The following is a 4,505-nucleotide window of genomic DNA, read 5'->3' on the forward strand; positions in this document are numbered from 1 at the left end:
GCCTTTTACCGCCTTCTGGCGCGTCTTTTTTCCGCTCAGCATGCCGGGCGTGCGCAGCGGCTCCCTGCTGGTTTTTGTGATCTGCCTCGGTTTCTACATCACGCCGGCCGCCCTGGGCGGGTTGAGAGACGCCATGCTGTCGACCTTCATCGCGTCGCAGGTCCAGACCTCCTTTGATATGGGGCGCGTCGCGGCCTCGGCGTTTATCCTTCTAGCCGTTGGCGTTGTCGTGGTATCCGTTGTTGGGCTTGATCTTTCGCGTGCGCAGGACCCAACGACGCAGCGGCCGCGGAGGTTCTGGCTGAGTCTTTCGCCTTCTTTGGGCGCGCCGAAACGCTGTCTTAGCCAGTTTCTCGCCCCGCGTCGGGCAAAGCGATGGACGGCACGACTCTACCAGGCCGGCGGTGATAGCCGCTGGTCGAAGATCGTCGGCACGGTGTTCCTCGTGCTAGTAATGTTCTACCTGCTATTCCCGGAACTTCTCGTCGTTATTATGTCCTTCAGCGCGGGGAAATTTTTGGAATTCCCGCCGTCGGGCTTTTCCCTCCAGTGGTACCGCTCCTTCTTCAACGATCCGTCCTGGTACAACGCCGCTTGGACAAGCATTCAAATCGCCTTGGTGGTTGCCACAGTGTCGACAATCGCCGGCACGCTTGCGGCCTATGGCCTTAACGCCATGCTTCCGCGGGTGCGCAGCTTCCTGACCATGATGATCCTGACACCGATCACCATTCCGGTTATCGCCGTCGGCATATCGATCTATTTCGGGCTGATCAAACTCGGGCTACTCAACTCGATAACCGGCATCGTCTTGGCGCACACCATTGGTGGTATCTGCTATGTCGTTGTGATCGTTTCCGCTGCGTTAGTGAATTTCGATCCTCGGCTCGAGCAGGCGGCTAAGAGCATGCGTGCGGGACCGCTACGCACCTTCATGCGTGTGACGCTGCCTTTGATCCGACCGGGTATCATCGGTGGCGCTATATTCGCGTTTCTCGCCTCGTTCGATGAACTTGTCATAACATCGCTGATAGCCGGACCGACGATCCGAACCTTACCTTTGAAGATGTGGGAGGATGTTCGGCACCAGGTCGATCCGACAATTGCCGCGGTGGCAGCGCTACTGATGGCTCTGCCTGTGTTCTGTCTATTCGTTTTCTACGCCGCGGGTTGGCGGTCCGGTCCGAGAGTTCTGCGCACGCTCTCGGAACGAGCGACTTGAAGGCTGAAGTCGGAGATGTTTACCTTGACCCGAACAAACCGTTCTGGCCCAAATGGCAGACGAGGTGCAATTGTCGTATTGGCTTTGAACACCAGAATTCCTGCAGCTGACTGGCCTTATCGCTCCGGCCCTTTTGTCGGCCCCCTGGCAAGGCTAGCGGACGCGCAGTTTCGAAAAACTTTACCTGCGCCTGAAGCCCCACGGCATCGACGAGGAGGTTCGCGTTCCAAAGTCTTTGCGCCAGCGGTGCCTTCACGAACGCCAGCGAGGTCAGCAGCGCCGGGCTGTGCTCTTTAGGGAGAATGGGAAGCCGTGGCTCGAACGCGATTCCGTGACTGAAGCCTGTAAAGAGGAGCGGCATCAAGCTCGCGGTTGAAGATTGGTTAAGAACCATGGCGCAAATCACGCCCCGCGGGAGGAAGAGATTTATCCGACTGGCGGCAGCGCCAGTCAAAAACCTGGATTTAGGGAATTCGGCAGCTTGGACGCGATTACCCTTAGTCCCTTCTCTGGAGTGCCATCCATGACGTTTCAAAAGAGCAGCCGTGCTGTTGGAATCCTTCAGCTTGATGAAGGCCTGTCAGCCAATAAACCGCCGGAAGTTTCGGAGCTTACCTGCCTGTGGACCCCCACGACTGACGGCCCAATCGTTAAAGAAATCGTGAGGGGGGCATGGCCGGATAAAGTTATTCGTGGTGACCCGTCGCTCGAAGGCGCCTGCGTGGCAGCCGCTCGGCGCTTGGTTGAACGAGGCGCAGCCGTGATTTCTTCTGACTGCGGTTTTTTCATCCGGCATCAAGCAGCGGTCGCAGCTGCCGTCGATATTCCAGTAGCAATGTCCAGCCTGCTTCTGGTTCCCACGTTGCTGCGACAGTTGTCGCCTGCTCGTAAGCTTGCCGTTGTGACTGCTGACTCAAGACACTTCGGTGAAGATCTGCTCAGCGTGGACAATCCGACTGATCGAGCGAGAGTGGTTATCGGCGGCGTCGAAGGCGGCGAATTTCTCCGCAACGCATTGATGCGTCCTCCGGTCGATACCAAGATCGATCAGATCGAGTGCGAGGTCTTCGCTTGCGTCGCGCAACTCCGCGCTGAGCATCCTGAAATCGGGATGCTGCTGTTCGAATGCACCGGGTTCCCCTATGTCAAAAACGCACTCCGGCGTCGTACAGGGTTACCCATTTTTGATATTACGGACCTCGGCCGGCTGACCCTTGCGTCCGTTGTCTAGCCCGCGTTCGTCGGTGGCATTGCCTGGTCGAAGCTTTCCAGAATGTAATCCTGGATGTCCATCGCGTGGCCAGATGACTACAATATAGAAACCGCATTTGACGCATGCCGCTGTTCCGGGTGAATGTCCGATAAGTCGAAGACATAAATCGGTCGCGCATTCGCTTGTCGCCGAATGCGGTTAGCGGAATGTCGCGCTTTCTAAACGATAGGCAAGCAATTGGGGTGACCTATGACCACTGCATTTTCAGCAGTTCCGCTGACGGCTCTTCCATTCCCAAAAACCGAGTATGAACGACGTCAGCTAAAAGTGTTCGAGGCGATGGAGCGAGCCAACCTCGACGCCCTCTTGGTAACCGCTCACGGCCACCTTCAGTATCTGAGCGGATATGACGGGCTCGGCGCGTATTTCATGCCGTTCCCATTAATCCTCGTACCGGGACAAAAGCCGACCTTCGTCGTCCGAGAGTATGAATTGGGTAGCGTCCGTCCAGGTAGCTGCGTCCAGGAAATACTCCCCTACAGGGAGCAGTTTGATTTTGCCCCGGTGTGCGCGGATGCTATTCGGCGATATGGCTTGACGGGGCGCACAATTGGCCTTGAGCTCGGCTGCTGGAATCTTGCGCCAGCGGACGTAGGTGCGCTTCAGGCGCAACTTCCGGATATGAAATTCGCTGATGCGACTCGTCTGGTAGCTACGGTGGCAGCTGTAAAGACGGAGATGGAACTTGAAGTGATGCGCTTCGCTATGGAAATGACTGACGTGGCCGTTCGATCGTTCCAGCGTTCTTTGCGGGAAGGCACAACGGAAGTGGAAGTGGCTGCGAACATTGATCGCGACGTCCAGAAGGCCGGAGGCGTAGTACAGGCGACTTCCTCAACCCTGTTGTTCGGCGAGCGGACGAAGCTTTCGCACGGGACCCCCAAGCAGCATCCCATCAGAAACAATGAGCCCGCATTTATCGAAATTGGTGGCGTGGAAAAGGGTTACGCATGCGGGCTGGTCAGGAGCGCCGTACTTGGTCGGCATGCCGAGACTGAACTCCTCCACAACCTTTCAATCGAAGTTCTGGAGGCGGTTATTTCTGCGATTAAGCCGGGTGCGACCGCTGGTGAAGTTGATTCCGCTGGACGAGAGGTGCTCACGCGACATGGGCGTCCTGAGTTTCTTAACCACCGGGTCGGCTACCAAACCGGCATCAGATGGGTGGAGCGCGGTAACATCAGCCTTGAGCCCGGTGCGACGGACGTGCTTGAGCCAAACATGACCTTGCATATGCCAATCATCCTGTGCGGAGAAAGTGGTTACCTGATTGGAACCAGCGAGCACGTCCTTGTGACAGAGCGAGGCGCGGAAATACTCAGCCGGACACCTCACACGCTCTATTGTGCATAAAAGCGCGGAGCTTTGCGTATCGCAAGTGGTCCAAGCCGAGGAGAACACCCGCATTTTGGCAATAGCGCCGCGCCGGGAGCGAATGTGTCGGATGTTGCGCCGCCACACGGGGTGAATCGGGTCTGCTGACCGTATTGCGGCGAAAGGCTGGGCTGACCCGGCGTCGTGGCCTGCGCTGCGAATGACGCGGCCGGTGCAACGGCCATGTTTTACCCGGCCAAGATCGCCGCCGATGCTGAGGGTTCGTGCGGGCAGAAGCCAGGCGTCAGACCACGCCTCGGGACCGACTGGCGGCGGCCGAGTTGTGGTCGAGGCCGGCATGGATCATGGCGGCGCAACCTGTCGACTTCCGCTGCAGGATTAATGGACCGACGGCTGGTGGAGCGGCTCCGGGCGGGCTTATGATCGGTATAGTCGCTGCTACATCACTACTCCGCTTCTTCAATAATATCATCATGCGGGCCTGACCGTCTGAGGTCTATCCCGACGATGCTGCGGGCCGCGCGCTTGTTTCCTTGTTCTCTGACGCGCGGCGCCTCGTTCTCGCCAGACGATCCCCGAGGTCCCTGTTGTCGCGCGACTGGTTCGTTCACTGATCTAGATGTTTAGTCCCGGCATTTGCTGGAGCGGATCGAGTTTGAAGCGTTCCGGTTGTGA

General features: G+C 57.7%; 3 protein-coding genes. All 3 read left to right on the top strand.

What is annotated here, in order from left to right; all coding sequences use genetic code 11:
- Window positions 1-1,222: ABC transporter permease subunit (locus tag EOB49_RS31085; protein WP_245472907.1), on the top strand; the 1,222-nt coding region annotated here is incomplete at its 5' end.
- A 523-nt stretch (window positions 1,223-1,745) separates the two neighbouring features.
- Window positions 1,746-2,453: a hypothetical protein gene (locus EOB49_RS36660; RefSeq protein ID WP_164781870.1), complete on the top strand. Its 708-nt coding sequence runs from the start codon at window positions 1,746-1,748 to the stop codon at window positions 2,451-2,453.
- A 231-nt stretch (window positions 2,454-2,684) separates the two neighbouring features.
- A complete protein-coding gene (locus tag EOB49_RS31095; protein ID WP_127383227.1) occupies window positions 2,685-3,848 on the top strand; it encodes a Xaa-Pro peptidase family protein in 1,164 nt (387 codons plus the stop codon).
- Window positions 3,849-4,505: the final 657 nt, after the last annotated feature.

The organism is Mesorhizobium sp. M7A.F.Ca.MR.148.00.0.0 (assembly GCF_003997735.1).
In the GTDB taxonomy this organism is placed as follows: domain Bacteria; phylum Pseudomonadota; class Alphaproteobacteria; order Rhizobiales; family Rhizobiaceae; genus Mesorhizobium.

Coding starts and splice junctions, on each gene's coding strand:
- EOB49_RS36660 (WP_164781870.1), top strand. CDS start 1,746: ATGACGTTTCAAAAGAGCAGCCGTGCTGTTGGAATCCTTCAGCTTGAT.
- EOB49_RS31095 (WP_127383227.1), top strand. CDS start 2,685: ATGACCACTGCATTTTCAGCAGTTCCGCTGACGGCTCTTCCATTCCCA.